Here is a 26255-nt window from a genome sequence, read left to right on the forward strand (position 1 = left end):
CAACACCACAACAGCATTCAAAACATCCGTTGCGGCACAACACAATTCAAAATCCGCACCGAGCACCCGCCGACCCCTCCCCACCGCGCCCGATCACCCCACCGAACACCCCCACCACCAGCACCGGCACCGGCACCGGCACCACACCCCACACACCCCAACACGCCGCCAACCCCACAACAGCACCGACACCCGGGGCTGTGCAGGGGCCAAGCAAGCCAGACCTTGGTGCTACGGACGATGCTTCGCCGCACCGCCAGTTACGGCGGCACGATTGACTCAACGGGCCAGCGGATGTGGCAGGTCCCCGATATTCGGGCCGTGTGGTCTTAGAGCCACGTTCTGATTGATTCAGTCAATCTCGCAACCCACTGGTTGGTGCGTGTGGGTGCATCGGGCAGCGTACTCGGCCGGAGTCAGATAGCCGAGAGACGAGTGGCGATGTCGGTGGTTGTGGTCGTCCTTGAAGTCCCCGATCACGACTCTCGCTTCGAGCAGATTCGTCCAGTGGTTCCGGTTGAGGCATTCCCTTCGCAGCCGGTTGTTGAATGATTCGATGTGGCCGTTAATCCACGGAGTACCCGGCGGAATGTACGAGATCCCGATCCGGTCACCGCAAAACCGTTGCAATGCAACCGATATGAACTCCGGACCATTGTCCATGCGCAGCACCCGCGGCGGACCACCCCACAACGCGAACGCCTTGTCGAGCTCGGCGACGAGCCGAGTCGCCGTGATCGACCGTTCCACGATGTTCAGCACCGACAGCCTGGTGTGCTCGTCGAGCATCGACGCGATCTTCACCGCCTTCCCGTCGACGGTGGAGTCGAACTGGAAGTCCAATGCCCACACCACTTTCGGTGCATCGGCCTCGATCTGCGGGACCGAGCTCAGGCCGGCGCGCTTGCGTGGGTGATGGATGCGGACCTGCAGGCCTTCCTCCCGCCAGAGGCGGTGCACCTTCTTCTTGTTGACGTGACGGTGCTCGTCGTGGCGCAGGTTCGCCCATGCACGCCGGAACCCGTGCACCGGGTGCGTGGTGGCGTAGGAACGCAACCAGGCCCGCAGTTCGGCGTCAGGATCGGCCGGTGTCAACGCCACCGGCGTGCGTTGGTACGTCGATCGGGCGAGCCCAACGGCTTTGCACGCCGCCCGTTGCGAGATGCTCATAGTCGAGACGAGCATGTCCACGGCGCGGCGTCTGGCCGCTGGGCTCAGAATTTTCCCTTCGCGACCTCGCGCAGCGCATCCTTCTCAAGCTCTGCCTCGGCGAGCAGTCGCTTGAGTCTGCCGTTCTGTTCCCGCAGTTCCTTGAGCTCCTTCGCTGCGTCGGTGTCCATTCCTGCGTACTGGCGGCGCCAGTTGAACAGTGTCGCCGGCGACACCTCGAGCGCGGCGGCGATCTCCTCGGAGGTCTTGCCCGCCGCGGAGAGTTCGTCGCTCCGGCGCAGCTTGCGAACGATTTCCTCTGCGGAATGCCTCTTCCGTCCAGCCATGATCTCTATCGTCCTTCCGGCTCCGAAGTGGAGCAACAGGACTCTAGAACCGCATGGTCTCATTCATGGGGAACATGCCAGATGCGCCAAATGTAGATAGCCTGGTCATCGACGTTGTTTCGTTCCGGCGCCATAGGAGGCGACCGTGTTCTCTACGATCTGCGCAAGAACACCCGATCGGACAGGGCTGCACCGATACAACCGTGAACCTCATAAACCGCGCGGCCGGCAGCACCCGCCCGAAACGGTCCAAACTAGCTACCAACCAGGCGTTGTGGAGGGCGGCCGAAGGTGAGCTGTCGAGGGGGCTGCCTGATCCTAGGGACCTTCTTATCGGGCCCCGGAGATGCCATGCGTCCCGACGAACTATCTACCCTTCACTCTGCTGCGCCACCTGCCCGACGGTCACTCCGCCGAACATGTCAACGCCGCGATGGCCGCCAGGATTCGAGAACTACCCGCCGCGCTGGCCCGCTCGATCACCTAACGAACCGCGAGACGCTCGACTGGCATACTCCAGCCGAGCGTCTCGCAGTGTTGCTCGTTGCGACGACCGCATGAATCCGCCTCATCGAAGTTCGTCAGATTCCGTCCGCCGGGTCTCGGTCTCGACTTTCAGTGATGGTTTGGATGCTTCCGCCATGTCCGGACCCGATAGCTGATTCCACATCGCGTCGACCATGGGCTGCAGGAACAGGTGTCCAAGTTGACGAATCATGAGGCCTATCACCTGCTCCGCCTCAGATTTGCTGGTGGAGGCGATCCCCGCCATGCGCAACTTGGCCACCTCGTTGCGACTCAGTTCTGTCAGGCGCGCAAGCAGTTTACCCTCGCCCGCCGCCAGGTCGAGCAAGGCGCGTCTTAGATAGTTGACGACCGGTGGATGGTCCTCAAGCATTGTCCGGACTGCCTGATCTCGAGCCGCCGCCACCTCAGCGGGCATACCGTCGCGGGGAGTGTCAGCGAGAGCCTGCGCGTGATAGTCGACTATCAGTTGCTCGACAGCGTTTCGCAGTCCGTCTTTAGTCTTGAAGTGGTGCTGAACCAGTCCGACGGTCACGTTGGCGGCCGCCGCGACAGCTCGCATCGATACGCGGTCTTCGCCTCGTTCGGCATATAGATCCAGAGCCGCATTGCGGATCTTCGCTTTCGCTGTGAGGTCGTTGAAGCTCGCGCGCGGGTCCGTCACGGCATTTCACCCTTCATGAATCGCGATTATACGGATCACACCAACCGCTTTACATCTGGCTCAATAACTGTACAGTAGTACAGCGACGAAGGGAGTGGCTGTTGTCACAGGATTTGCCGCTGTCGGGCGTGCGGGTGGTCTCGGTCGCCGTCAATCTGCCCGGTCCACTCGCAGCTGCGCGGCTGTGTGAACTCGGAGCGGAAGTGATCAAGGTAGAGCCGCCGACGGGCGACCCGCTGGCCTCGATGGCGCCGCAGTGGTACCAAGATCTCGCGTCCGGCCAGACTGTGGTCAGGCTGGATCTCAAAAGCGCGGAACAGCGAGCGGCGTTCGAGATCGAACTCTCGTGGGCGGATGTACTCATCACCGCCATGCGGCCATCAGCGTCTGCCCGCCTGGGTCTTGACAAGCTCCCGCAGCAATTTCCGGCGCTGTCTCTCGTCGAGATCGTCGGCCACGACGGAGAATTCGTTGAGGTGCCTGGCCATGACCTGACATACCAGGCGGCGCACGGAACCCTGACTCCGCCGACCATGCCAACGGTGCCGGTAGCCGACGTTGTCGGTGCGGAGCGGGCGGTTTCGGCCGCGCTGCTAGCGCTGATGGGCCGTGCGCGGACAGGCCGGGGAGAGTGCCGGCGCATCGTCCTCGAAGAGGCCGCTGCTGACGCAGGAGCGGCTGTCCGATACGGACTGATGGGCCCCGGCACGCCACTGGGTGGGGCGATACCCAGCTACGGGATCTATGCCAGCGCAGATGGACACGTGGCGCTCGGTGCACTGGAGCCGCACTTCCGGGACCGTGCACTCGCACTGCTCGGCGCGAAGCACCGGCAGGACCAACTGGCGAGCGCGTTTGTCACTCGCACCACCGCCGATTGGGAGGGCCTGGCCGCAGACGCGGACATCCCGCTCGTCGGCATCTACATGCAAGCAAAGGGAGAGCCCGCATGAGCATCCGAGAAGCGGTCATCGTCGACGCCGTCCGCACGCCCGTCGGCAAGCGCGGCGGTGCGCTAAGTCAGTGGCACCCGGTCGATCTACTCGGCCACACGCTACGAAACCTGATGGACCGCAATGATATCGATCCCATGCTGTTGGACGATGTTATTGCGGGCTGCGTGCTGCAGCATGACCAGCAGTCTTCGAATATCGGTCGGCACGCGGTGCTCTCGGCGGGACTCCCCGAGTCGGTTCCAGCCGTTACGGTCGACCGGCAGTGCGGATCCGGCCAGCAGGCCGTTACCTTCGTGGCGCACGGCGTCATGGCGGGCGGCTACCGACTGGCGATCGCGTGCGGCGTCGAGTCGATGTCGCAGGTGTCGATGCCTTCCGCGTTCCAGCCCGGTGCACCCCTGGGCCCGCAGTATGGCCCGCTCGAGCTGGCCCGCTACGACGGCGCACTGTTGGCGCAGGGGCCCTCGTCCGAGCTGATGAACTTCCAGTTCAACCTGAGCCGAGAGGACCTGGACGCGTTCAGCATCCGCAGTCACGAGCGCGCGCTCGCCGCAACGCGTGCTGGACGCTTCCGGGCGCAACTGGTGCCGATCACCGCCGACCCGCACGATCCATCCGGCCCGGTGATCGACGCAGACGAGGGCATTCGCGAGCATCTCGATCCGGCCAAGATCGCTTCGCTGCGCGCAGCATTCACCACAGACGGCCGCACCACGGCCGCGAACTCCTCCCAGCTCAGCGACGGGGCAGGCGCGCTGCTGATCGCGGACCGGGAGTTCGCCGCCGAGCACGGCCTGCGGCCCCGAGCCCGGTTCCGTGCGCTGACGGTGGCAGCGGCCGACCCCGTCGTGCAGTTCACCGCGGTACTCGACGCGACCCACAAGGCCCTCGCCGCCGCCGGGCTGGCCGCCGCGGACATCGACCTGTTCGAGGTCAACGAGGCCTTTGCCGGCGTCCCGCTGATGTTCCAGCGCGAGTTCGGCATTGACGACGACAAACTCAACGTCAACGGCGGCTCCGTCGCGCTCGGTCACCCGCTCGGGTCCACCGGCGCGCGGATGCTCACCGACCTGCTGTGCGAGCTGGAGCGAACCGGCGGGCGATACGGCCTGCAAACCATCTGCGAGGCCCACGGCACCGCCAACACCACCATCATCGAACGAATCTGAGAGGTACGCCATGACTACCGAGATCGTCAAGGGATTGCCGTCGACGCACGGTGACAGCTACCAACTCAACACCACCAGCCTGATCCGGCACGCGGCCCGCACCTATCCGGAGCAGGAGATCGTCTTCCGAACCCCGGATGGTGGCTGGGACCGCTACTCCTACGCCGACGCGTACAGCCGAATCAAGAGGGCCGCCAACGCGCTCGCCCGCCTCGGTGTCGGCCCCGCAGACGTAGTTGGAATCCTCGATTGGAACAGCAAACGGCATTTCGAGCTGTACTGGGCGATCCCGGGCCTGGCCGCTGCGATGCTGCAGATGAATCTGCGGCTGTCGCCAGAGGACCTCGGCCACGTCGCCACACACAGCGGGGCCTCGGTGGTGCTGGTTGATGAGAGCCTGCTACCCATCGCCGAGGCCCTCGCCCCGCACGCTCCCGGGGTGCGGGCATGGGTGGTGATGACGGACAAGCCGATGTCCTCGATCAACACCAAGCTGCCGAACACTCATCACTTTGAGGATCTGATGGCCGCTGCCGATAGTGAGATCGACTGGCCGACAGTTGACGAGACTTCCACCTATAGTGCCTGTTACACAACCGGTACCACGGGCCGTCCCAAGGGCGTCTTCTACTCGCACCGCGGCATCTACCTGCACTCGATTTCTCTCGCCGCGACCATCAGCATGCGCAGCGACGACTGCGTCATGCTCATCACGCCAATGTTCCACGGCCAGTCCTGGGGTCTGCCGCAGGCCGCCGTCTACGTTGCTGCGAAGATCGTGCTTCCCGGCCGGTACCTGGCCGAGGACACCAAGGTGCTGGTCGACGAGATTATCGCCGAGCAGGTGACGGTCGCCAACGGCGCGCCCGCGATCTTCCAGCCGATGATGGACTACATCAAAACCCTCGCAGTCGCCCCTGACCTCAGCCGCGCGCGACTGCTCTCCGGCGCCACCGAGCCCGCGCTGTCGCTCATGCGCGACTTCCGCGAGATCGCTGGCGCGGACGTCATCCACGCCTATGGCGCTACCGAGACCACGCCGATCGTCACGGTGAACGGTCCGGTCAAGCCTTCTCTGCGCGGGGTGCTCTCCACTGAGGAGGCGTGGGACCTCAAGCGTTGCCAGGGCCTTCCCGTCTCTGGCATCGACATCCGGATCGTCGACGCCGCAGGCAAGGATCTACCTCACGACGGGGCAAGCCAGGGCGAGATCCTGGTACGGGGGCCGTGGATCACTGAGCGGTACCACAAGCTCGCCGACGACGGCGGGCACTTCCTCGACGGCTACTGGCGGACTGGGGATGTCGGGAGGATCGACAAGAACGGCTACCTCAAGCTCACTGACCGCATCAAGGACGTCGTCAAGAGCGGCGGCGAGTGGATCTCCTCGATCGACATGGAGAACGCGATCATGGGCCATCCGAAGGTTCAGGAGGTGGCTGTCATCGGCGTCGACCACCCGAAGTGGCAGGAGCGCCCAGTCGTGCTTGTCGTCACTGTGGACGGGGCGGAGCTCACGCTCGAGGAGATCAACAGCGTTCTTGCCGGCAAGTTCGCGAAGTGGCAGCTGCCGGACACAGTCCTGTTCGTCGACGCGCTGCCCCGCACCAGTGTCGGCAAGCTCGATAAGAAGGCGATGCGCGCCGAGCACGCCGATATCTACAAGGAGGCCTAGTCATGAGCGATGTCCTGGTGTCGTCCCGCAAGGGCCCTGTCGTGGTGCTGGCGCTCCACCGGCCTCAGGCGAAGAACGCACTCAACGAGGAGTTGTTGTCCGCACTCAACGCTAAGTTGGATAGCATTCGCACCGACGACGCGGTTCGCGCAGTAGTCCTGACCGGCTCCGACGGGGTCTTCTGCGCCGGCGCGGACATCAGCGCCTTCGACCAGATCCGCGCCGATTCGCTGCTCGGCGAGCGAAAGGCACTGGGCGGCAAGATCTGGGCTGACCTGGGCACCTTCCCGAAGCCGGTGATCGCCGCAGTGGAGGGCCTGGCTCTCGGCGGCGGCTGTGAGCTGGCGCTGGCGTGCGACATTGTGATCGCGGGCGAATCGGCCGAGTTCGGGGTGCCCGAGGTCAAGCTCGGGGTGATTCCAGGTGGCGGCGGCACCCAGCGGCTGGTCCAAGCCATCGGCAAGTCGAAAGCTATGGCGATGTTGTTGACCGGCGACTCCCGCTCGGCCCAGCAGGCCTGTGCCGCGGGACTGGTCGCCGAGGTGGTCACCGACGGCGAAGCGGGCGCCCACGCCCTCGCCATGGCACAGCGCATCGCGAAGAATTCGCCACTCGCGGTTGCCCTGGCCAAGGATGCCGCACTGCGCGCGTTCGAGACGTCTCTGTCTCAAGGCCTCGAGCATGAGAGGCGCAATTTCCACGTGTCCGTGCACTCCGCAGACAGCCACGAGGGCCAAGCGGCCTTCCTGCGCAAGCGCACACCCGAGTTCACCGGAAGGTAGAAATTATGAGCAAGTTGTTCCCCGAATACCGCTCCCCGTGGGAGACCGAGGATCAGGCAGCACTACGGACGCACGCGGCCGAGTTCTTCAGAAGGGAAGCCACCCCCAACCAGGAGCGTTGGGCCGAGAATCATCAGATTGACCGTGACTTCTGGACAAAGGCGGGCTCCGCCGGACTGCTGTGCCTGGGGCTTCCAGATGAGTTTGGCGGGGGCGGAGGCAATTTCGGACACGAGGCTGTCGTCCAGCAGGAGTTGGCCCTGGCCCACGACACAGCCTTCGGATTCAACGTGCATTCAACGATCGTCGCCCATTACATCTCCGCCTATGCCACCGACGAGCAGAAGAGACGGTGGATCCCCAAGATGTCCAGCGGCGAGATGGTGATCGGCGTCGCGATGACCGAGCCCGGTACTGGGTCCGACTTGCAGGCTGTGCGCACGACCGCGACCCGGGATGGCGATGAGTACGTGATCAACGGGTCCAAGACCTTCATCTCCAACGCGTCTCACTGCGACCTGCTTGTTATCGTCGCGAAGACCGACCCCAAACTCAGGGCCAAGGGAATCTCGCTGTTCGTCGCCGAGACCGAGGGACTCAAGGGGTTCGAGCGAGGCCGCGTGCTGCAGAAGATCGGCCAGCACGGTCAGGACACGCGAGAGGTCTCCTTCACCGACATGCGTGTGCCCGCAGAGAACCTGCTCGGCGGCGTAGAGGGCAAGGGCTTCATCCAGCTGATGGAGCAGTTGCCGCGAGAACGCCTCATCATAGGTGTGGCTGGCATCGCGATGGCCGAGGCCGCGGTACTTGAGACCGTCAAGTACGCCAAAGAGCGGCTCGCTTTCGGCAAGCCGATCCTGGACTTCCAGAACACCAAGTTCGTGCTCTCGGAATGCAAGACGGACGTCCTCGCCGGTAAGACGCTGATGGACTATTGCATCCAGCGTTACATCGACGGCACCCTCGATCCAGCGACGGCTTCGATGGCCAAGCTGTGGGGAACCGACAAGCAAGTCGAGATCATCGACCGCTGCCTACAGGTCTTCGGCGGCTACGGCTACATGATGGAGTACCCGATCGCCCAGATGTACGCCGCGGCACGGGTACAGAAGATCTACGGCGGAACCAACGAGATCATGAAGGAACTCATCGGTAGGTCGCTGTGATCGCAGCTGCCAGACCATCGGCGCACAGACGGGCGACATCGGCCGTACCACGGCGCTCGCCGCGGGGTCACTCGAGACCGTCCCCAGGACTAACGATCGACAGGCCGTGCGGGTCGCCCACTTTTTCGGCGCAAGCCACAGGAGTGGCATCGTGGACCAATGCTCGTCGCCGAACATTGGCACATCGAACGTGACGCGATAAGTTTGGGCGGCTACCAGGTCGCCGCCTGCACCGTCGACCGACTCATGAGCGCCGAGGGCCTGTCCGGTGTCGTCCGCGGCCGCCGGCACCGGACCACGCTCGGCGGCAAGGACAGTCGGAGAGCGCCAGACTTGCTCGATCGGGACTTCACCGCCGAGGCGCCGAACCGGAAATGGGTCACCGACTTCACCTACTGCCGAACGTGGGCCGGGTTCGTCTACGTGGCGTTCGTGATCGACTGCTTCTCCCGCACGATCGTCGGCTGGCACGCATCGAGCGTGAAGGACACCCCCATGGTCACCACGGCGTTGAAGATGGCGTTGGGGCGCCGCGACCACGGTGGCCATGCCGTGGCCGACGGGCTCATTCATCACAGCGATGCCGGCAGTCAGGACGGATTCAATCGGTCGTCGCAACACCTCAATCACGGAGGTGCGCGATGGGGGGTGGTGGGAAGCAGATGCCGGAGGCGCCGTCGGGTGCGCGGCGGCAGTGGGCGGCGGATCGGGCGTTGCAGCCACCGATGCGATCGCCGGGCCCGTCGCGTGCGGTGCAGCGGGATTTCTGGCGGCGGATCGCCTCTGGCGTGACGACGTTGCAGGCGGCGGACGCTGTTGGCGTGTCATGGCCGGTCGGCTCCCGCTGGTTCCATCACGCTGGCGGGATGCCACCGATCAGTCTGGACGACCCCACGGGCCGCTACCTGTCATTCGCCGAACGCGAGGAGATCGCGCTCTACTGCGCGCCCAGGACTTCGGGGTCCGAAAGATCGCCCGCCGAATTGGCAGGTCCCCGATAGTCGGTCCACCCGGTTCCAGAGCCAGGTTGTGATTGATACCGATCTCAGGCGATCTCACAGCCCACCGGCAAGTACCGGTGACTGCATCGGGCAGCGTACTCGACCGGGGTCAGGTAGCCCAGGCACTCCCGGCGCAGTCGGTTGTTGAGCGACTCGATGTACCCGTTGTTCCACGGCGTCCCAGGCGGGATGTACGCCAACCCCACCCTTCCCGCGCAGAACGATTGCAGCGCTTGGGAAATGAACTCCGGTCCGTTGTCCATCCGCCACACCCTCGGTGAGCCACCCGCCGCCGCGAAACACGCTTCCAACTCCCGGGTGAGTCGTTCGGCAGTGATCGACCGCTCCACAATGTTCAGCAGCGACTCACGGGTGTGCTCGTCGATCATCGACGCGATCTTCACCGACTTCCCGTCGACCGTGGAATCGAACTGGAAGTCCAATTCCCACACCATCTTCGGTGCGTCCGACTCCACCGTCGGACACGACGAGATGCCCGCTCGTTTGCGGGCACTGTGGACCCGTCGCTGCAGGCCCTCCTCCCGCCACAGGCGGTGCACCTTCTTCTTGTTCACCTCCCGGTGCTCGTCAAAGCGGAGCGCCGCCCACGCGCGCCGGAACCCGTGACACGGATAGCCCTTCGCATACGTCCGCAGCCATGCCCGCAGGCCGGCGTCCGGGTCGGCCGGCGTCTGTGCGAGCGGGATCCGGCGGTAGGTGGAGCGGGCGAGCCCGACCGCCTTGCACGCGAGCCGCTCGGACACGCTCAGCACCTCTTTGAGCATGTCGACGGCACGGCGCTTGGCGTCCGGGCTCAGAATTTTCCCTTCGCCACCTCTCGCAGGGCGTCCATCTCCAGTTCGGCCTCGGCGAGCAGTCGCTTGAGCCGGCTGTTCTGTTCCCGCAACTCGCGTAGTTACTTGGCGGCGTCGACGTCCATGCCGCCGTACGAGCGGCGCCAGTTGTACAACGTCGCCGACGACACCTCGAGGTCGGCGGCGATCTCGTCATTCGTCTTGCCAGCGGCAGCGAGTTCGTCCGCACGGCGCAGTTTGCGCACGATGTCCTCTGCGGAGTGCTTCTTCCGGCCAGCCATGTGTTTCATCGTCCCTTCTGACCCGATTCTGGGCCACAGGACTCTAGAACAGGGCGAACTCATTCACCGGGGACACGCCAGAATCGGACTCGACCCGGGAACGATTTCACGTGAGCTGCGCCGCAACGCGGCGACCCGAAGCGGATAGCAGGTCCCTGGCGGCGCAGTGGAAGGCGCAACAGGCCGCCAACGTCCGAAGGTTGCGAAGCTGGTGGGCAGCGATGCGTTGCGCGAGTACGTGCAGGAACGGCTCGCCGGCAACGTTCGGCACGATGAAGTGGGTCGACTGGTTCAACAGTCGCCGGCTCCACAGCACCCTCGGCTACATCACGCCCGAAGAGTTCGAGGCGATCCACTCTCCAACCGGAGTTGTCGCCAGCATAGGAGCGGCAAGGAACCCGGCACGGTTCAGGGTGCCGCGATCGGTATGGAAGATCACTGCTCGGGACGCTGGCCCTTCATGGCCACCGTCATCGCCCGTACATCCTCGACTGAGATCGGCGCGCATCGAGGTCGACCGCCTCTTTGTCGATCGCCGGTACGGCTACTACAAGACCCAATCGTTTCGCGACATGCGCGATAGGACGTCATCGCACCACAGCGTCCAGATCCTCGAAGACGACGTCAGCGCCTGGTGTGGAACGCGAACCCGAAACCCTTCGTGTGGACCAAGACCGCGGATGTGATCCGCGGCCTACTGCACCCGAGTCAATAAAACAATCAATGACTCAGGACACTAGAAGCCTTCCCCCTCCGACGCTTCGCCCTGCCGCGCGTCTGCCCGGTAGGCAGTGGGCGACAGCCCAAACTGCAGTTTGAACGACCGGGTGAAATGGCTGGCATCTGAGAACTGCCAGCGTGCCGCAATAGAGGAGATAGACAGATCCGTTGCCGCCAGATCCGCCCGGGCGCGGAGGAGGCGGCGCCTCCGAACCGCACTCCCCAAAGTTTCGCCAGTCTCGGCGAACACCCGATGAACCGTGCGGACCGACACCGCATGTGCGGCCGCGACCTCCGTCGGGGTGATGTGGAGCCTTGCCAGGTGTTGGTCGATCCACCGGTCCATTGATGTCCTCAGCGCCGGAATGGTTCCGCTCACCGGCAGATCGGTTCCGGGCCTCAATGCGCCCTCGATCAGCTCGAGTGTGGCGTTGCGCGCCGATATCGTTGCCTGCAATGAGAGCTGCGGCAGTGCGACCCAGAGCGAATCGAGATAGCTCATCAGCAGTCGCGCGGCGGGCGAGCTAACGAATCTGTCCCCCTGAGGGACGACGGCTTGCATTGGTTCGAATACCCGCTCGGGGATCATCAACAGCCGCTTGCGGAGGTTGCGCTGGATGTCGAAGCGCGCGGCGCGGGTGGAGTCCCATAGGAGCGCGTCGCCCGGCCGCAGCGCCGTCCTCGTGCCGCCCTGCGCTACCACTTCCTCACCGCGCTCGATCATCAACAAGATCATGTACCGCTGATCGCTGTCGGCGATCGTGCTGGTCGTACGTGCCGCCGACGAGCGGCCGCACTGAAGATCGACGAGTGCCAGCTCCGCGATCCACCGACGGCGCAGGTACTCGCGATGGAACGGGGCCTCAGGGGCGACCGCACCCATCGCCAGCGAGAAGCCGAACGCTGAGGTTGCCGATTCCCATTGGGTCGCGCGATCGGTCGCTGAAATGCTCTCCACGTCGAGCGCTCCGGTAGTCAACAAACGAGTTACCTCCGCATGTCCTGCCATCGATCCTCGCGCCAGTCGTCGGAGCTAGGGCACACAGATTGTCCGATCCGGTATGGCGTGCTCGTTCAGTCAACTGGCGCTGTCGTACAAGCGTACAGGAATGTGACTCAGCACACTCGATAGCGACCGAGGCTGATGCCCACACCTGGACCGATAGGGAAACCATGAGGACGACCACCTGTACAGCTCCGAGGAGCGAACCATGACCGGAGCATCGAACACGGCGGACCCAACGATGTCGACCGAGACACGTACGGCGGCATGGGCATCCGAGGCAGCACGACATGTGACAACCAAGCGCACGGAGGACTCCATGCTCGAATACGACTCGTTGTTCATCGGCGGCAAGCTCGCCGCAACTGCATCTACATCGGTGATCGAAATACACTCTGCGGCAACCGAAGAGCTGATCGGCCGCACGCCCGAGGCGTCGCCGGCTGACGTCGATGCAGCCGTCGGTGCCGCCCGCCGCGCCTTCGACGACCCGAAAGGTTGGTCGACATGGGAGCCTCGGGCGCGGGCCCGGGTCCTTGAGCAGTTCGCAACCGAGCTCGAGGCGCGCGCCGACGAGATCACCCGACGGGTCTCGCAGCAGAACGGAATGCCCATCACGACCGCGGCGATGCTCGAGTCCGCGCTCCCGGCAACCGTTTTCCGCTACTACGCGGATCTCGTCCGCATCACCGACGTCGAGGAAACCCGTCATGGGCTCCTCGGCGGACGCGCGCAGGTTCGCCGGACACCCCTCGGCGTCGTCGCGGCAATCGTGCCGTGGAACTACCCCAACCTTGTGACGGCATTCAAGATGGCTCCTGCGCTCGCCGCCGGATGCACGGTGGTGCTCAAACCGAGCCCCGAGACGGTCCTCGACTCGTACGTGATGGCTGAGGCCGCGCAGAGCGCCGGCATCCCTGACGGCGTGATCAACATCGTGCCGGGTGGTGCGAGTACTGGCTCCTACCTCGTGTCCCACCCGGGGGTCGACAAGGTGACCTTCACGGGATCGACCGCCGTCGGCCGGCAGATCGCCGCCACGTGCGGCGATCTGCTGCGCCCGGTGACGCTCGAGCTCGGCGGCAAGTCGGCCGCGATCATTCTCGACGACGCCGATCTGATGTCGAACCTCGAAGGGCTCTTCCAGATCGCACTGCTCAACAACGGGCAAACCTGTGTTGCCAACGGACGCATCCTCGTACCGCGCTCACGGTACGAGGAGACCCTCGACGTGCTCTGCGCGCTCGTATCCGGCGCCTCTGTCGGCGATCCCCTCGACCCGCAGACACAGATCGGCCCCCTCGTTTCGGCGCGCCATCGTGCTCGTGTCGAGGGTTACATCGCCAAGGGCGTCGAAGAGGGTGCCCGACTCGTCACAGGCGGTGGACGACCTCGGGAGCTAGCCAAGGGGTGGTTCGTCGAACCCACGCTGTTCGCGGATGTCGGCCCCGAAAGCACGATCGCCCAGGAAGAGATCTTCGGGCCTGTGCTCGCCGTGATCCCGTACGACGACGTCGACGACGCAGTTCGGATCGCCAACAACACGAAGTACGGTCTCGCGGGCACTATCTGGACCTCGGACGAGAAGCGAGGCGAAGAACTGAGCCGCCGGGTCCGCTCCGGAACCGTCGGTATCAACTACTTCATGCTCGACCCGGTCGCACCGTTCGGCGGGATCAAGGCAAGCGGACTCGGGCGCGAACTCGGCCCCGAGGGACTCGACGCCTGCCTGCAGACCCAGTCCGTGTACTTCGCTACCACCTAGAGAAGAAACTCATACCCGCCCGGTCGGCACCGACGTGTCGACCGGGCGGTGCTCTGTCCGCACCTCGATCTGCATCGACGACCAGAACGACTCCATCATCGTTCCTTGCCGGATGCGCTTGTTGGCCTTCGCCAGCGCCGCGCTCTCTAGGGTCGCGACCCCGGGGCGCTTGCCGCGGTCGATCTGGTCCTGGCGAACCCAGTTGTGCAGAGCACCAGCGCTGATGCCGAGCTCCGTGGCAGCGGTGGTGATCGGTTTGCCGGCACGGACGAGTGCGACGGCCCGGAAGCGGAACTCCGGCGGATACGGTCGGGGCATTGATCGAAGCCTCTCAGCAGGGCTCGATCTTCACACCGAAATGGGTAAGAAGCCCTGGGGCAGGTCGGCGAGTCAACCGAAGTGGGGACAGTCCCGAACGTGGCGCGGACATTCAGCCAGATGGCACTGTCGTTCAATCCTACCGAAATGTGACGCAACACAATCGACTGTGACCGGGGTCAATGCCCATTTACCTAGATCGATAGGGACAACCATGAAGATGAACGCCGCCGTGCTCTGGGGCTCACACCAGGACTGGAGCGTCGAGGAAGTCGAACTCGACGGACCCAGGGAACGCGAAGTTCTCATCCGCTACGTCGCCGGCGGCCTCTGTCACTCCGACGACCACGCACGTACTGGCGACATGCCCATCGCCCTGCCCACCGTCGGCGGCCACGAAGGCGCTGGCGTCATCGAGGAAGTCGGCCCCGGCGTAACCAGCCTCGCACCGGGCGATCATGTCGTCTGCTCATTCCTCCCTGGCTGCGGTCGCTGCCGGTGGTGCGCGACCGGACATTCTAATCTCTGCGACATGGGCGCCCACATCCTCGGCGGCACCATGCTCGACGGCACATACCGCCGCCGTGCCCGCGGCCAGAACGTCGGCGCCATGTCACTCCTGGGTACCTTTGCCGAGTACGGCACGGTGCATGAGGAATCCGTCGTCAAGATCGATGACGACCTCCCTCTCGACCGTGCGGTTCTCCTCGGCTGCGGCGTCACCACCGGCTGGGGATCGGCCGTCAACAGCGCCGAAGTCCAACCCGGCGACACCGTCGTCGTCATTGGCTGCGGCGGCATCGGATCAGGCGCCATCCAGGGCGCCCGTATCGCCGGCGCCGAGAACATCATCGCTGTCGACATCGTCGACACCAAGAGGGACATCCTCCTCGGCCTCGGCGCAACTCACTTCTGCACCAGCTTCGAAGAAGCCACCGCCCTCACTGCCGATCTCACCCGCGGAGTCATGGCGGACTCCGCTATCCTGACGGTCGGAGTCGTCACCCGGGACATGATCGGACAGACCCTCGAACTCGTCCGCAAGGCCGGCACCGCAGTTCTCACCGGAATCGCGCCCGCCGCCGAAACCACGGCCAGCATCCCACTCATGACCTTCACCCTGCTCCAGAAGCGTCTCGTTGGGAGCCTCTATGGGGAAGCCAACGCCCGCGCCGACATCCCCCGGCTTCTCCGCCTCTACCGCAACGGTCAACTCAAGCTCGACGAAACCGTCACCACCGAGTACAAACTTGCCGACATCAACCAAGGGTATCGAGACATGTTCGACGGCAAGAACATCCGCGGAATCATCACCCACAATCATTGATCGGAAACGACCAACGTTTATCCACAACGAATGAAGGGTATGTGGATATCACAGGATCTAGCCCTGACGCGGCCGCGGGAGAAGTGGGAGGTCTACACCGTCCTCGCCGACTCGGAGACCCTCGGGTCGAGCCCGCAGCACCTCGATGGCCCGCAGAGCTCCGAGGGCGGCGTGTGCTGCGGTACTGCCGCGCCCGCCGAGGGCTCGACAGGCGAGAAGGAACCGGTTGCCGCCGGAAGCTCCTGCTGCTGAACCCCGCACGACCTCCCGTGTCGGCCGCCCCACGTCGAGGTGGCCGACACGGGTCTTCAGGGACGGCGAAGGCGGGTGGCGAGATCAGCGATGCGGACGGCGATGTCGTCGCGGACCAGTCGCATTCGCTCGATGCCGTCGATTCCTCGTTCGGATGGCTCGTCGGTGTTCCAGTTCTCGAGTGCCGTCCCGTACGGCGGCACGACCTCGGCTTCGCGGCCCAGGGTGCCGATCAGGTCGACGTCTTGAAGTAGGTCCGGGTCGATCGGTTTCGGGGTCTCGCCGGTGATGTCGACGCCGACCTCGGCCAGCACCTGCGCGGAGATGGCATTGATAGCGGTGCCCGGGTTTCGTTCCGGCGGAGTGGATACCCACGGTGTCGCCGACGGCAGCGCGCATCAGCCCGGCCGCCATCTGCGACTTGCCGCCGTTCTTCACGCACACGAACAGCACAGACGGTGTGCTCATCTTCGGATCCCTTTCAGATGTGGTGGGTCAGTCGTCGGGATCGAGTTCGGCGACCGCAGCTTTCGCTGTGCGGCCGACGCCGAGGATGGTGGCCGATCCGGGACCCGTCCAGTCGCCGTAGCCGAGCAGATGCAGCCGCGGCTCCTTCAGGGCGCGGGTGCCCACTGTCGGCACGGTGCCATCCGCGCCTCGCAGTCGTAGAGGCTGCAGATGCCCGAGCGCGGGCCGAAAACCCTTGGCCCACAGAATCACATCGGCATTCTCATAGCGGTCGCCCCAGGCGACGCCGTCGTCGGTGAGTCGATCGAACATCGGTCGCGCGGTCATCGCGCCGCGATCGCGCGCCGCGAGAACCTCCGGGACCATCACGATGTCGCCGAGAGCGGCGACACCTCCCGGGTCGGAGTGCCCGGCAGCCAGGGCGGCGGCGCGGCGGGACGCGACCTCAAACAGAACCCGCCCGTCGACACCGTCGGCCAGGAACCGCGGTGGCCGCAGGGTCACCCAGATCGTGGCCGCGGCTTCGGTGGAGATCTCGGCGACGAGCTGGGCGGCGGAGTTGCCGCCACCGACCACAACGACGTCCGCGCCGCAGAACTCGTCCGCGGTAGGCGACCAGGCCCCGCTCGGGATGTCCGGTGTCCGGTGTCCGGGTCAATGTCGCCGAGCAGATAGATCCACAGTGCGGCGTCGTCGAACTCGGCGAATACCGCGCGGGCCCATGCCTCCGGCTCGTGCGATTCCACGTGCCGGCGTGCACCTGCGCTGTCGGTGCTCGGCACGGTGACCGTCGCGACGGTCCCGGAGGCGGCGGGATCCCATCGCCCGGGCCCGACGTCGAACCGTCGGGCGCCGATCGTGACGGTGAGGGTGACGTTCTTGGTCGCGAGAGCGTCCGCGACGAAGGTGCACGTGAACGGGTCACATGAGCTGGTCACGAGCGAGGGAAACTGGTGGGTGTCGTGGATCCGGGCGGCCAGGAAGGCGCGGTCGGTCTCCATGTTGCGGAGGCCGGGTTACGCGGCTGCGCCGGAGTGCATCGCGGCGAGCGCGGTGAGCCAGTCCGCGAGGTCCTGCATGGCTGCCTCACGGTCGATGGTGGCCTGGTGCACCTCGTCCACAGGGACCGCGGGCACCTGGGTGTAGCGGGCGGCGGCAGACTTCACCGCGGATTAACGGTGTCGCTCGACACCGTAATGCCATGTCCAAGATCTGCCCGCAAAGCCTCCAACGTGGAGGAATCAAGAATCTGCTCAATGCATCGTTCCGAACCGGCGACGAACGTGCTCATCAAGTCGATGTCCGTCGACACGAACCACTCGCCGTCCGCGGGCCACCACAGATTCGGCGACTCACCAGCGAAGGTGTGGCCAGCTCTCGACAAAGAACCAAGGAAGACGTGGTAGCGCCTCCCAGAAGTCGATTCGAGACCTGGGGCGGAGCTGATCTGCGTCTCATCGAAGTTGCCTTCCCAAAAAGCGAAGTAACACTCTCGAGAGGTCGTGAACTCCGCGAGCATTGCGGCAAGCTCACGCCGCAGACCGGGTGCAAGCCTCCCGATCGCGGGCAGGTCATCGACGTAAAGTGCCGAGTCGACACCTTTCCGATAGATCGACTCCCACTGCATCTGCGGATGAACGGTGAGCCCCCCGGATACCGCAACGTCAGACCAGGACACAGATTCTGCTTCCTGGCCATTCCACACGACCGCCGGGTGGAAGATCCGCGCGTACGCCTCAAACCCACCCGGGAAAATCGAATGGACCGTGCCGGAGAAGGGCTGACCCATTCGATCCTCGATCCAGCCAGCCGGTAGACCCTGCCCATGCAAGACCTCGTCACTCCGCCACTCGCGTGTCATGACCCCATCTTGCTCGAAACAGTCACACGCGGCCGGTTGCACAGCACGAGAGATAGCCAGCCTTCGTGGTCGACAGGCTTGACGTGCGGAGCGAGGTCGCGCCGATCTCGCATACTCACCAAGCAGGAAGAACGGATCTGGCCTCGCCTTGGCGTTCGACACGCTGCCCGAACGGGCCGGGATCCTCACCCCGGCCGCCGCGATGGGCGATGCGCTCACCGAACGACTGGCCGCCGCCGACGGGTTCACCCTCGAGGTCGAGCGCGTCTAAGTCGGCCAGTTCTGCCGGATGGCAGTCACCGGGCCGTGTTGCACTTCAAGCAGTCGGCGTCGGCGATGAAGGTGGTGGAGATACCGCTGCCGGAGAGTGCGTCCAGCAGGAGATGTCGCCCTCGTCCGACGTTGAGGGGGATGTCGAGAGGCTGCCCATCCTTATCCAGGGCAACCTCGACAGCATCGGGACAGTCCCACAACGCGATCGAGTAGTCGCCGCGGTAGGCGGTCCGGTAGCGGATGCCTTCCACCTTCGTCGCAGCGGGCTGGTCCTCGTAGATGGCCTGGGCCCACTGCTGGGTCAGCTCACGGTCCTCGTTACCCGATGCGAGCGCCGGGACCGCTCCGATGGCCATCGCCGCATTGGCCTGGTCCAGATCGTAGGTGACGATCTCCCGTACCGGCCGCACCAGCGTGACCCGGAAGTTCGAGCACACATGCGCGGTTAGTGCTTCTCCGAACACCTCGCACGCCGCGGTCGCGAGATCGACCCCGAAATAGATCACCGACCGCCCGTCCGGGTCGAGCGCTTTCGCGGTGATCGGGGGCGTGTGGTGATCGAACCGGTTGAGCGGGCCGAAGGTCCGGAAGGTGACCCCGTCCGGGACGTGGGCGGTGCGGTGATAGACCCGATACCACGGTGCAGTGGCACCGTCGGCCGGCGTCCAGATCCACCGGTAGTCGGCGTCGGGGAGGGGTCTGTCGGGTTGGTCGAGCGATTTGGCCATCAGGTGGCGGCCAGGGTTTCGACGATCGCAATCACATGGTCACTGTCGCGGGCCATCTCCTGTGCGGGGGTGCGGCCGGCGAAGTTGTCGTTCGCCCGGTTCATCCACCGCGACAAGCTCACCTCGCCACCGGGGAAGGTGGCCACGAGTCGGTCCAGGTCCGGGAGGACCGGTTCCGCGTTGTCGGGGGTGAACTGCCAGGCAGGGAAACGCCATTCCCGGCCGTCCTTGAGCCCGACGAGCTTGTGCTGGGCGACCCACTCCGAGACCGTCTGCGGCGAGACACCGAGCAGGTCGGCTGCCTGCGTCCTCGACATCGACGCGCTCAGCTCCTGGCGACGGTGTTCTACCTGGAGCTTCAGGTTCGCCTGCTCGAGGGTGGCGACTTTCTCGTCCGGGATCGCCGGCCCCCACTCGTCAGCATCAGCCTCCGTAGCGTCTTCGGGCGATGAGTCGGCGGCGGGCATGTCCTGAACGAACACCAGGCCACCCGGCTGGGCGTCCGATGTGCACCGCGTCACCCACAGTGAGTAGTCATGAGGTGTGTCGGCGTGCAGGGGCCGCCGAGGTGACGGGTGTGCGTCCCGCAGCCACTCCGCCACCGCGTCGCGCCATACGGCGGCCGACGCGTCCGATGTCAGCCTCGACACGGGCATGTCCGGGCCACCCGAACGGCAGTCCACGAAGAACGACGGAGCTGTCTCCGGCAAAGCGACGACGCCGACATTCTCACCTCTGGCGGCAAACATGTAGATCAGCCGGGAGGCATCCTGCAGATCCTGCGGTGCTGATTCAGATCCCTGCGACATGAATCCACCTCCTAAACTCTGCTACCAGCATACGCAGGATATGCGGGTAACGCGCCCTATGCGGATTGTCCCGATGCAAACGGACCCTCCGGGACCGTTCAGACCACCATCTACCAGCAGTGATGACATGTCCCCTCCTCGCGAGCACGGCGCGTAGACCCTCGGCGCCCGGAATGCTGGCCACGGCGGTGCCGTTAACTACAGGTGGCAGTGCCTGCGGGTACCACCCCTTGCGTCGCTGCGAGCGACCGCGTGCCGAGAGGCCGCGATGACAGGCACTGTCACCCCAGGATCGGGAAGACCTGCACTGCGTAGCGTTCCTGATGACGGGGCCGGAGCCGTCGACACCTTATGGTGCCGGCGGCTTCTACGTCGGCGTCCCCACGTACGCCGCGCCGTCGCGCAGTTGGAACCGACAACGCCTCGCCTGCGTCCAAACAGATATGACCGAGGACGAGCGGGAGCAGATCGCCGAGCTGCACTTCGCCGGCGACCCCGCGGTGCTCGCCGAGTTGCGACGCGATCCCGAGATCTCCAGGCTTCTCGATTCACTCGATCTCGTGGTCTGGGAGCTCGATCTACTCCGCAACACCATCTGACGTGCAGTGGTCCCCGCTGACCGAGCACGCGGCGATCCGGCCGACGCCCGGACCCAGCGGGCTCAGGTCGCGGGCACGAGATCCGCGAGGCGGACCGAGAAGGGGTACTTGCCGGGCGCGTCTACGGTCGCCTCGATGATCGCGGTGCCGCCGTCTTCGACGCTGACGACGGTGAAAACGGAGACTCCTCCAGCACCGAGTCGGACCTGCTGTCCAGGTTGCATGGGGGTTCCTCTCGCTCTGTTGCAATGCTATCGACCGGCGGATCGGCGGCCGCGGCGGGCCGAAACCAAAGACTCTGACGCTATGCCCGTTTACCTGCATAGATGACACGTCCCCGCTGTCGACCTCGTCGAACTACTTCAGCCGAGCCGAAGCCCGAAATGCGGTGCGTAGCGTCTGAATCGACCAACCCCGATCCCCACGCCACTCTGGAGATGCACTGTGCCCTCGATCTTTTCTCGCCGATCGGCCCGCGACAGATCCCGCGATGGGAGAACACCGAAGGATGCCGGTGAGCGCCTGAAGGGGATGTCCGCGGCGGAGACCGCGCGCTTCTGCCGGATCGCTGAGCAGTTCGCTGTGCCCGGTCCGTTCACCGATCCGGACGAGGACGACCGTGAGCTGTGGCGGGCTGGCAAGCTCGTCCCCTGGTACATCAGCACGCTGCTCGACCACGGCAGCCACGTCGGCCCACAGGTCGATCTCGCATGCCGGGTACAGGAGCCGGACGTTGATCGCTGGGAGGCAGGGCATCTGTACCCGATGTGGGAAAACCGTCGCGCTCGCCAGGCTTCTCAACGTCCAGGTACGCGATCTCACCCACCCCGAGGCGACTCCTCGCCATCACGCCGACCGTCCGGTGCACCGACTACCTGGGCTGGCGATCCTGTCTTTCGAGCCCGTTGCGGTCGACGCGGTCACCTGACAGCGGAAGGCCCGCCCGAGACCACGGAACCCCAGGCAGGGTGTCGATCGCGTCATGGAGTTCGCAACGCCCCCCAGGAGGACACGTAGCCACACGGGTGGACCTCGTTGTGCGCGCTTCGTTGGGGAATGCCGAACGATGAAGGGAAGGGGGACGTGCCATTCCAGCAGGTAGGGGCACTCATCGTCAGGCTTCTTCTGCCGGCCGGTCCTCTCTGGCGTGCGTGGGGGTCGCTGTCCGCTCGAAGAGATCGAGCCAGCGTTCGGGTGTGGCGCGGCGTGACTCGAGCATCGACTCGAGTAGCTGTGACCGCCGCGCCCAGTTGTAGGAGTCGTTGTCCCGTCGGTGGTCGCTGGCAGCGCCGCCGCGAGTGACGTACTCGAATGGCAGATCCCAGGCTTCCTGCCCCGACAGCAGGACGACGTCGGCCGCCCCCAGCGGATCGAGGACGTAGGACACGATCTTCGGGCTCTGGCTGTACTGCCGGTACACCTTCATTCCCTGCGTTGATCCTTTGACCTGGACTTTTGCCACGCGGAACGGATCCACCTGGTAGGCCATCAGATCGGCTCCGTGGTCAACGACCGGCAGCGCCAGATACAGCTCAGCGCAGCGTGCCAGCGACAGTTCTGTGGCTGCGACGGCTGCTCGCTCTACCCGGAGATTGGTTGCTCGCATGGCTTCTTCTCCCTGTTCTCGTAGTGGCCGCCTCTACTCGCCCCGCCTCAGATCACCTCGGATCTACGCCAGGATGCTCAGCGCAGGCCCGACCAGGCACGGCAGTATGGCGACAACCGCGGAAGGCCCCGGTCCAGGGGGCTGGGGTGGAGCCTTCCGTGGTCGGACGTCGCTGCTCCGCGACAACCGCGCGCTACCGGCGAGCATTCGACGAGGACGCCGCGTAAGCAACGAGACCGAGCGCACCGGCGGCCACGAGCCCGACGAACGTGCCCACGGCCATCGGGACCGAGGCAGCCAAGCGATTCGCCCCGTCACCGATGCACACCCCCAGCACGATGACCCCGGAGACCCCGAAGGGGATCGCATAGGTCAGAGCCGAACGACGCACGTAGTACGAAGGCTCGAACGCATCTGCCAGGTCGCTGCGTGCAGCCCGATAGCAGGCCAGGGTCACACTGCCGATCATGGCCAGGCCCAGCAGGGACACCCACTCGATCTGCTCGATGTGGCGCGCGACCTGCCAGAAGGCGATGGCTCCGATGATTGCCGAGATGACGCCGAGAAGGGCTGCGGTGCCGAGGACACCCAAATCGTCGTCGTTGGACTTCCCTGCGATCCAGAGCACCACAGCGATCGCGGCCAGGACCACGGCAACACCGATCAATGCGTACCCGAGGAACCAGTTGGCGGCGGACCAGCTCGTGTAGTGGTTCACGGCCACCTCGGCCGATGAACTCGAAGGATAGGGGTACACCTGCGAGAAACGGGGGGTCATCTGTATTTCCTTCCGAGAGAGGGAATGTGGGCGATTCGAGGTGCGACGCAAACGAAGATTTAGAGGGGATTGGCTGCCGCAAATCCGCTAGGATTCCTGGCTTTTCGTGCGTCGACATGCCTACAGGAGACGTCCGACATCGCATGGTGCGGTGCTGCTGCGGGGAGCGCACTCGGGCCTGGTTGACGCCCCTACTTCGCGGTCTCCAGTCGGGGGCTGTCGGCGCCGAGCCCCAGCAGCTCGTCGATGCGCGCGGTCTTGCGCCCTCGACGTCGCGCTCGGGTGAGATGCAGGTAGATCCGGGCGCCGATGCGGACTTCGGCGAGCAGCTTGTGGATCCGCCACTCGGCGAGGAACCCGGCGTCGAGGGCGTCCTGCTTCGCCGTGGTGACCTGATGGTCGAGCAGTTCGATGATGCTCACCAGATCGGCCTTGTCGCGAGTGAGCCAGTCCTGGCGGCTGATGTGGCCGTTCCACTGCTCGACGCGCGGTCGGTCGTCCCAGTTCAGCGGGAAATAGTTGGTCAACGGATCGGTCTCGGTGGCAGTCATGTGCGCCTCCAGGTGCGTGCGGTCGGTTCAGGTGGCCGGCGGCGGCGATGGCGGCGAGGCGCTGCTGCTGTTCTCCGATACCGCGTGCTCCGGCCAGAGGGGTGCGGGCGTGCGGCCAGACCTGCTGTGCGAGTTCGACATAGTCACGGCCACCGAAGAGGACGACATCGGGGCGGTCGAGCAGGCCCTGGTCTGCGGCCTGGTCCCGGAGCTGGTCCGTGGTGATCGCTCCGGGCTGGCCGAGGCGCAGGTTGTAGGGCTCGACGATGGTGTGGAGGTTCAGGAGTCCGTGGCGGGCGGACATGATGCGGACGGACTCGGGCCCGGTGAGTGCGGCGGCGGCGCGGAGTCCGAGGCGGTGGTAGGTGCCTCGGTAGAGCTGGCCGGCCGGTGACGGAATGGGCTCCTTGGTGGCTCCGCACGGCACGATGACCAACGGCGCTACCTCCTGGGCGGCTGCGGTGTCGTGGGTGTCGTGGGCGACATGGTCGGCGATCGTCCAGCGCAGCCAGTGCCAGTCCGGGCGTTCGGCCAGGTTGAACACGCCGCGGCGGTGTCCCCCGGTGATGAAGGGGGTGTTCCAGAGCTGGACGTCGGTGTTGGGGAGGGTCATTTCGACCTGGTCGTACGGTTGCCAGAGTCGGGTGTTCCGCGGGCCGATGGCGCGAGGGATTCCGATGTACTGGCCCCCGTCCTTCGGGCCGATGCCGGGCAGGGAGTGAACGAGCCCGACCTTCATGATCAGGTCTCGGCCGGGGGCCGGGGGTGTCAGCGTGGGGTCGGCGTAGTGGAAGGTCGGACGGTAATTCGGCGGCATCGTGTCGTGGACTGCTTTCGTCGGAGGGTTGGCGTGAGATCGCTCACCAACACCCATAACAATACAATATAACTTTGTATTGTAGAAACAGATGGTCTCGCGGTGACGCTTGCGCCACAGCAGTTTCCGATCAATTGCTCGTCCAACTTCAGTGAGTCAACCCCTCGAACCAGGCGGCAGCGCTCGCCGACGACAATCCGGGACGTGTCGTCTGCGCAGGTCAACCCCTATGGCTACGCGGAGGAAGGATCGGAGACACACAGGACGCCTCGACCCACAGCCAGAGATCCAGTCCGCTATGACCATTCGCTGAACGCACCGGCACGCACACCTGCGCGAGCCAGCGGCCATCCCGGACGCGGAGCCAAGAGTGGAGGGTGCCGAGGCGCGCCGCGGCAAGGTCTATTCCTCCTGCGCGCACGCGAAGGGGCAGTCCGTCGGCGCGGGTGAAACCACCGGGCGGCGGCAGAACGTGGGAAGTGTCGACGACGACCTCGACCGGGGGCTGGAGCCGCCGCAGGGTCGGCACGTCCGGGAACGGCTCGGTCCAGCCGTCGAGGCCGGGTGACTCGATCATTGCGCGATCTTCAGCGGCGTCGGGTCGATTTGGGTTGTCGCCCAGGTGACGTCGCCGGACTGGCCGGTGATCGCGACAGTGGCGCGGCGCGGTCGCTGGCCGCGGGGCCGGGCTTCGACCTCGAGGTCGAGGCCGGTGATGCGGCCGCCGTTGGCGCCGAGGCCGCGGTGGCCGGCCACGCGCGCGTCGAGCTGGAGGTCGATGGCCGGCCAGCGACCGTCGGTGACGACGAGGACTGCGCCGTTGCGTCGGGCGCGGGCGGTGACAGCCCGGGCGCGGCTGGGCGGGACATCGGCACCGCCGAGTGACAACAGGACGACGTCGACGCCGTCGACGAGCACGGCTGCGACGGCCGCCGGATCATCTCCGGCGTCCGGAATGATCGCGCACCGCGCGAGGTCCGCGCCCATCTCGGCGGCCGCGAGCAGCCCGAACTTCGGCCGCCCCACGATCGCAGCCCACCCCCCGGCGCCGGTGACCGACGCGACCAGCCCGACGCGCAGGGCGGCAGCACCGGACACCTGGACTGTCGAGCCTCGAACCAGGCCGTGATGAGGCAGCAGGTCTGCGATCGGAGCTGGTGTCGGCAGCGTCCCCAGAGCGGGTGCGGACGCCAAGGCTGCTGGGCTTTCTTCAGGATGGGTTCGACGTGGAGTCGCGATGACCGGCGATGGGTCGGGTGCGGTGACCGATCGGGCAGGGATCTGCGCAATGCGTTGCCGCAGGTGAGCGATCTTCTCCGCCTTCGACTCCAACGCACGGGTCATTCTCGAACTCCTACCTACGCACCACCAATATAGAACACCTGTTCGATTTAGTGGCGCTCAGATTGCCTCACTCCCCTATGGGGGCTGATACCCCATAGGTTCATCACGGAGTCTGTACGCGCTGGACAACGCCGCGGGGCGGCCGCATCCGCCGGTACATTTCGCGCATGAAAGCAGCGGGCCCAGGACCGGAGAAACGGAAGCCGGCCAACCACCAGAAGAGGCCATCCCAACTGGCCTGGGTTGCGCCCAAACCTGCGTCACCGTGGCTTCTTCTCACGCTCGCGGTCCTTGCCCTCGTGGTGGCTGTTGGAGCTGTTTGGGGACTTGCCGAGCGAGTCACCGAGGACGGCCACTCCGTGTTCACCGCCGACCTGGCCGGGTACGGCCGGACAGTCGGCCTGATCGGTGCGGCAGCGATCGCGGTCCCCGCTGCGGTGCTTGCCTACCGGCGACAACGAGCCCTTGATGACTCGAACATCTTGAAGGCCAACTCCGACTACGAC

Annotated in this window: 26 protein-coding genes and 11 pseudogenes; 17 read left to right on the forward strand and 20 right to left on the reverse strand. The window is 65.3% G+C overall.

The window, feature by feature from the left end; translation table 11 throughout:
• Positions 1-351 precede the first annotated feature (351 nt).
• Positions 352-1499, reverse strand: a protein-coding gene (locus tag PCS43_RS32765) for an IS3 family transposase (protein ID WP_156423082.1) whose coding sequence is annotated in 2 segments (ribosomal slippage) — positions 352-1232 and positions 1232-1499 — 1149 coding nt in all. Because the reading frame shifts where the segments join, the coding sequence is not laid out codon by codon here.
• Positions 1500-2064: 565 nt separating this feature from the next.
• Entirely contained in the window at positions 2065-2685 is a 621-nt protein-coding gene (locus PCS43_RS32770) for a TetR/AcrR family transcriptional regulator (RefSeq protein ID WP_058037233.1), read from the reverse strand.
• Between the two features lie 101 nt (positions 2686-2786).
• Here PCS43_RS32770 and PCS43_RS32775 point away from each other — a divergent pair, with 101 nt between their 5' ends.
• The 7 genes and pseudogenes from PCS43_RS32775 to PCS43_RS32805 form a co-directional block, all read left to right on the forward strand.
• Positions 2787-3638, forward strand: a complete 852-nt coding sequence (locus PCS43_RS32775; protein ID WP_058037232.1) for a CoA transferase — start codon at positions 2787-2789, stop codon at positions 3636-3638.
• Positions 3635-4810: a thiolase family protein gene (locus PCS43_RS32780; protein ID WP_058037231.1), complete on the forward strand. Its 1176-nt coding sequence runs from the start codon at positions 3635-3637 to the stop codon at positions 4808-4810. The genes PCS43_RS32775 and PCS43_RS32780 overlap by 4 nt, the downstream gene beginning before the upstream one ends.
• A gap of 10 nt (positions 4811-4820) precedes the next feature.
• On the forward strand, positions 4821-6485 hold the full coding sequence (locus PCS43_RS32785) for a long-chain-fatty-acid--CoA ligase (protein ID WP_058037230.1): 1665 nt from the start codon (positions 4821-4823) through the stop codon (positions 6483-6485).
• A 2-nt stretch (positions 6486-6487) separates the two neighbouring features.
• A complete protein-coding gene (locus PCS43_RS32790; RefSeq protein ID WP_058037229.1) occupies positions 6488-7267 on the forward strand; it encodes an enoyl-CoA hydratase/isomerase family protein in 780 nt (259 codons plus the stop codon).
• Positions 7268-7272: 5 nt separating this feature from the next.
• The gene (locus PCS43_RS32795; protein ID WP_058037228.1) at positions 7273-8433 is read left to right on the forward strand and encodes an acyl-CoA dehydrogenase family protein; all 1161 of its coding nucleotides are present in this window, start codon (positions 7273-7275) and stop codon (positions 8431-8433) included.
• A gap of 219 nt (positions 8434-8652) precedes the next feature.
• Positions 8653-9225, forward strand: a pseudogene (locus PCS43_RS32800) (DDE-type integrase/transposase/recombinase); the annotation flags it as partial.
• A pseudogene (locus PCS43_RS32805) lies at positions 9159-9430 on the forward strand (helix-turn-helix domain-containing protein); the annotation flags it as partial. The pseudogenes PCS43_RS32800 and PCS43_RS32805, both read left to right, overlap by 67 nt.
• A 48-nt stretch (positions 9431-9478) precedes the next feature.
• On the opposite strand, the pseudogene PCS43_RS32810 reads toward PCS43_RS32805, so the two are convergent.
• Positions 9479-10530, reverse strand: a pseudogene (locus PCS43_RS32810) (IS3 family transposase).
• A gap of 49 nt (positions 10531-10579) precedes the next feature.
• Here PCS43_RS32810 and PCS43_RS32815 point away from each other — a divergent pair.
• From PCS43_RS32815 to PCS43_RS33595, 3 pseudogenes are all read left to right on the forward strand, one after another.
• Positions 10580-10795: pseudogene (locus tag PCS43_RS32815) on the forward strand (IS30 family transposase); the annotation flags it as partial.
• A gap of 4 nt (positions 10796-10799) precedes the next feature.
• Positions 10800-10907 (forward strand): annotated as a pseudogene (locus PCS43_RS33590) (integrase core domain-containing protein); the annotation flags it as partial.
• Positions 10908-11111: 204 nt separating this feature from the next.
• A pseudogene (locus tag PCS43_RS33595) lies at positions 11112-11270 on the forward strand (IS630 family transposase); the annotation flags it as partial.
• Here the strand turns inward: PCS43_RS33595 and PCS43_RS32820 are convergent.
• Positions 11267-12208, reverse strand: coding sequence for a helix-turn-helix domain-containing protein (locus tag PCS43_RS32820; RefSeq protein ID WP_161121793.1), 942 nt, complete (start codon positions 12206-12208; stop codon positions 11267-11269). The pseudogene PCS43_RS33595 and the gene PCS43_RS32820 overlap by 4 nt on opposite strands.
• 364 nt (positions 12209-12572) lie before the next feature.
• Between PCS43_RS32820 and PCS43_RS32825 the strand changes: the two genes are divergently transcribed.
• Positions 12573-14018, forward strand: coding sequence for an aldehyde dehydrogenase (locus tag PCS43_RS32825; protein ID WP_058037236.1), 1446 nt, complete (start codon positions 12573-12575; stop codon positions 14016-14018).
• 9 nt (positions 14019-14027) lie between these two features.
• Here the strand turns inward: PCS43_RS32825 and PCS43_RS32830 are convergent, their stop codons facing one another.
• Positions 14028-14336, reverse strand: coding sequence for a transposase (locus tag PCS43_RS32830; protein ID WP_058037223.1), 309 nt, complete (start codon positions 14334-14336; stop codon positions 14028-14030).
• 214 nt (positions 14337-14550) lie between these two features.
• Between PCS43_RS32830 and PCS43_RS32835 the strand changes: the two genes are divergently transcribed.
• Both PCS43_RS32835 and PCS43_RS32840 read left to right on the forward strand, forming a co-directional pair.
• Complete coding sequence (locus PCS43_RS32835; protein ID WP_058037222.1) at positions 14551-15663, forward strand: NDMA-dependent alcohol dehydrogenase; 1113 nt, start codon at positions 14551-14553, stop codon at positions 15661-15663.
• Positions 15664-15741: 78 nt separating this feature from the next.
• Positions 15742-15915, forward strand: a pseudogene (locus PCS43_RS32840) (glyoxalase/bleomycin resistance/dioxygenase family protein); the annotation flags it as partial.
• Between the two features lie 56 nt (positions 15916-15971).
• Here PCS43_RS32840 and PCS43_RS32845 read toward each other — a convergent pair.
• The 5 genes and pseudogenes from PCS43_RS32845 to PCS43_RS32865 form a co-directional block, all read right to left on the reverse strand.
• Positions 15972-16383 (reverse strand): annotated as a pseudogene (locus tag PCS43_RS32845) (arsenate-mycothiol transferase ArsC).
• A gap of 27 nt (positions 16384-16410) precedes the next feature.
• Positions 16411-16992, reverse strand: a pseudogene (locus PCS43_RS32850) (pyridine nucleotide-disulfide oxidoreductase); the annotation flags it as partial.
• Positions 16884-17384, reverse strand: coding sequence for a hypothetical protein (locus PCS43_RS32855; RefSeq protein WP_058037220.1), 501 nt, complete (start codon positions 17382-17384; stop codon positions 16884-16886). The pseudogene PCS43_RS32850 and the gene PCS43_RS32855, both read right to left, overlap by 109 nt.
• A gap of 15 nt (positions 17385-17399) precedes the next feature.
• Positions 17400-17549, reverse strand: a complete 150-nt coding sequence (locus PCS43_RS32860) for a hypothetical protein (protein WP_156423079.1) — start codon at positions 17547-17549, stop codon at positions 17400-17402.
• A complete protein-coding gene (locus PCS43_RS32865) occupies positions 17546-18172 on the reverse strand; it encodes a hypothetical protein (RefSeq protein ID WP_270923241.1) in 627 nt (208 codons plus the stop codon). Before PCS43_RS32865 ends, PCS43_RS32860 begins: the two co-directional genes overlap by 4 nt.
• Positions 18173-18380: 208 nt before the next feature.
• Here PCS43_RS32865 and PCS43_RS32870 point away from each other — a divergent pair.
• A pseudogene (locus tag PCS43_RS32870) lies at positions 18381-18515 on the forward strand (enoyl-ACP reductase); the annotation flags it as partial.
• 25 nt (positions 18516-18540) lie between these two features.
• On the opposite strand, the gene PCS43_RS32875 reads toward PCS43_RS32870, so the two are convergent.
• Together PCS43_RS32875 and PCS43_RS32880 are read right to left on the reverse strand one after the other, a co-directional pair.
• On the reverse strand, positions 18541-19245 hold the full coding sequence (locus PCS43_RS32875) for an RES family NAD+ phosphorylase (RefSeq protein ID WP_058037218.1): 705 nt from the start codon (positions 19243-19245) through the stop codon (positions 18541-18543).
• The gene (locus tag PCS43_RS32880; protein WP_058037217.1) at positions 19245-20054 is read right to left on the reverse strand and encodes a helix-turn-helix domain-containing protein; all 810 of its coding nucleotides are present in this window, start codon (positions 20052-20054) and stop codon (positions 19245-19247) included. Before PCS43_RS32880 ends, PCS43_RS32875 begins: the two co-directional genes overlap by 1 nt.
• Before the next feature lie 323 nt (positions 20055-20377).
• On the opposite strand from PCS43_RS32880, the gene PCS43_RS32885 reads away from it, so the two are divergent.
• Complete coding sequence (locus PCS43_RS32885) at positions 20378-20653, forward strand: hypothetical protein (RefSeq protein ID WP_156423077.1); 276 nt, start codon at positions 20378-20380, stop codon at positions 20651-20653.
• A gap of 62 nt (positions 20654-20715) precedes the next feature.
• Here the strand turns inward: PCS43_RS32885 and PCS43_RS32890 are convergent, their stop codons facing one another.
• From PCS43_RS32890 to PCS43_RS33395, 6 genes and pseudogenes are all read right to left on the reverse strand, one after another.
• On the reverse strand, positions 20716-20877 hold the full coding sequence (locus PCS43_RS32890; RefSeq protein WP_172827000.1) for a hypothetical protein: 162 nt from the start codon (positions 20875-20877) through the stop codon (positions 20716-20718).
• Positions 20878-21010: 133 nt separating this feature from the next.
• Positions 21011-21409, reverse strand: coding sequence for a hypothetical protein (locus PCS43_RS32895; RefSeq protein ID WP_058037216.1), 399 nt, complete (start codon positions 21407-21409; stop codon positions 21011-21013).
• Positions 21410-21767: 358 nt separating this feature from the next.
• Positions 21768-22259 (reverse strand): hypothetical protein, encoded by a 492-nt coding sequence (locus PCS43_RS32900; RefSeq protein WP_058037215.1) that lies wholly within the window; start codon positions 22257-22259, stop codon positions 21768-21770.
• 193 nt (positions 22260-22452) lie between these two features.
• Positions 22453-23037, reverse strand: a complete 585-nt coding sequence (locus tag PCS43_RS32905) for a hypothetical protein (protein WP_058037214.1) — start codon at positions 23035-23037, stop codon at positions 22453-22455.
• A gap of 191 nt (positions 23038-23228) precedes the next feature.
• On the reverse strand, positions 23229-23588 hold the full coding sequence (locus PCS43_RS32910; RefSeq protein WP_058037213.1) for a hypothetical protein: 360 nt from the start codon (positions 23586-23588) through the stop codon (positions 23229-23231).
• A gap of 115 nt (positions 23589-23703) precedes the next feature.
• A pseudogene (locus PCS43_RS33395) lies at positions 23704-24015 on the reverse strand (DUF6884 domain-containing protein); the annotation flags it as partial.
• Between PCS43_RS33395 and PCS43_RS32920 the strand changes: the two are divergent.
• Together PCS43_RS32920 and PCS43_RS32925 are read left to right on the forward strand one after the other, a co-directional pair.
• A complete protein-coding gene (locus PCS43_RS32920; protein WP_058037211.1) occupies positions 23987-24310 on the forward strand; it encodes a hypothetical protein in 324 nt (107 codons plus the stop codon). The pseudogene PCS43_RS33395 and the gene PCS43_RS32920 sit on opposite strands and share 29 nt — an antisense overlap.
• A 465-nt stretch (positions 24311-24775) precedes the next feature.
• Positions 24776-24973, forward strand: a complete 198-nt coding sequence (locus PCS43_RS32925) for a hypothetical protein (protein WP_156423075.1) — start codon at positions 24776-24778, stop codon at positions 24971-24973.
• 5 nt (positions 24974-24978) lie between these two features.
• Here the strand turns inward: PCS43_RS32925 and PCS43_RS32930 are convergent, their stop codons facing one another.
• Together PCS43_RS32930 and PCS43_RS32935 are read right to left on the reverse strand one after the other, a co-directional pair.
• Positions 24979-25749: a hypothetical protein gene (locus PCS43_RS32930; protein WP_058037209.1), complete on the reverse strand. Its 771-nt coding sequence runs from the start codon at positions 25747-25749 to the stop codon at positions 24979-24981.
• Positions 25750-26009: 260 nt separating this feature from the next.
• Positions 26010-26207: a hypothetical protein gene (locus PCS43_RS32935; RefSeq protein WP_058037208.1), complete on the reverse strand. Its 198-nt coding sequence runs from the start codon at positions 26205-26207 to the stop codon at positions 26010-26012.
• Between the last annotated feature and the right edge of the window lie 48 nt (positions 26208-26255).

Source organism: Rhodococcus sp. C-2 (assembly GCF_027854095.1).
Taxonomy (GTDB): Bacteria; Actinomycetota; Actinomycetes; order Mycobacteriales; family Mycobacteriaceae; genus Rhodococcus_F; species Rhodococcus_F qingshengii.